Below are 1,393 nucleotides of genomic sequence, written 5' to 3' on the forward strand. Positions count from 1 at the left end.
GGCTCTCTTGTCATGAATGTGGATGGGTGCCCATGTGGTACGGGAGGTCAAGGGTGACGGGTCCGCAGGTGAGCATGACCATCGCGAGTGCGTTCTCGGCGCTGTGGAATCCGTAGGCCCGGCGGATGATCAACCGGACCTTGTTGTTGAGCCCTTCGTGGCGGCCGTTGGCAAGTCCGCGGGTGACAGCCGCGAGGATACCGTCACGGTGCTCCCGTATCGTCCTGCCGACCTTGACGAACTGCGGGATGCGGCAGCGCTGTGCCCACGAACACCATCGTCCGAGCATGGTGTGCACCTGATCGGCGTCGAGGTCACCGGCGAACACCGCCCGCAACGCCTCCTTCAACTCGTAGGCACGCACCAGAGCACCACCGTGGCGTTTGAGTGCATCGAGGGTGGATTCCTGTTTGACGGTGAGATTTTCGGGATTCTTGAGCAGCGCCCATCGGGCGCCCTTGTAGGTTTTCGCGATCTGCTTGTCCGACAGGGTGCGCGCGAGTTGCCACTGTCGACGGCGCACGTCGTCGAGCGCGGCGGTGGCGAGTTTGACCACATGGAACGGATCGAAGCAGATCGTTGCCTGCGGGGCGTGGGCGCGCACCGACTTCCGATACGCCGGCCCCAGGTCCATCGACACCGCCGCGACCTGCTCGGCCGCGCCGTCGGGCAGCGTGTCGGTGAAGAATTCGTCGAGGGCAGCGGCGGACTTGCCTTCGGTGCCCCACACGATCGTGCCGGTGTCGTGGTCGGAGATCAGGGTCAGGTACTTGTGGTGGCGACGCCAGGATATTTCGTCGACGCCGATGTCGACCAGATTCGTGAACCGGTCCGGAGAGAGTTTCTCGGCGGCGACCCGGGTGCACATCGCGCCCACGGTGCGCCAGGTGATGCGGCAGAACACCGACACGGTGGACTTGTCGGTCTTGGTGGCCAGCCATACCACCAGGTCCTCGAAGTCTCGGGTGAACCCCGAGCCGGGGCGGGCGAAGTCGACCGCCTCCGCCAACACCCCGTGTTCCGGGCAACGCAGTCGCCGGCGCCGCAGGGTGAGCACGCAGACGCGTCCGCCCAGGTCCAGGTGCCGCCACGACGAATCTACATCGCGGGTGTCGTAGCGGTGACGGGTCGAATAGTCGCAGTGCGGGCACCGCATCCGGTGGCGCTGCGGACGCACCGCCACCCGTACCCGGTCATCGACGATCTCGACGTCGCGGATGGTGGCCTTCGGCAGGGGCAGCAGTCGATTGAGTAGGGTGGTGGCGCGCACGGGTCGGCTCCAGTGGGTGGACGGTGTAGGAGCTTTCGACCCTACGAGCGGCCCGTGCGCCCACCCTTACCGACACGCGGGCATACCACACGTCTGGTCATCCACATTCAGAGCAGTAGAGCC

1 protein-coding gene is annotated in these 1,393 nt (G+C 65.8%); it reads right to left on the reverse strand.

The window, feature by feature from the left end; all coding sequences use genetic code 11:
• Window positions 1–10: 10 nt before the first annotated feature.
• On the reverse strand, window positions 11–1,270 hold the full coding sequence (locus tag Q8814_RS26115) for an ISL3 family transposase (protein WP_011133512.1): 1,260 nt from the start codon (window positions 1,268–1,270) through the stop codon (window positions 11–13).
• Between the last annotated feature and the right edge of the window lie 123 nt (window positions 1,271–1,393).

It is taken from the genome of Rhodococcus chondri (genome assembly GCF_036327435.1).
GTDB classification, from domain to species: domain Bacteria; phylum Actinomycetota; class Actinomycetes; order Mycobacteriales; family Mycobacteriaceae; genus Rhodococcus; species Rhodococcus chondri.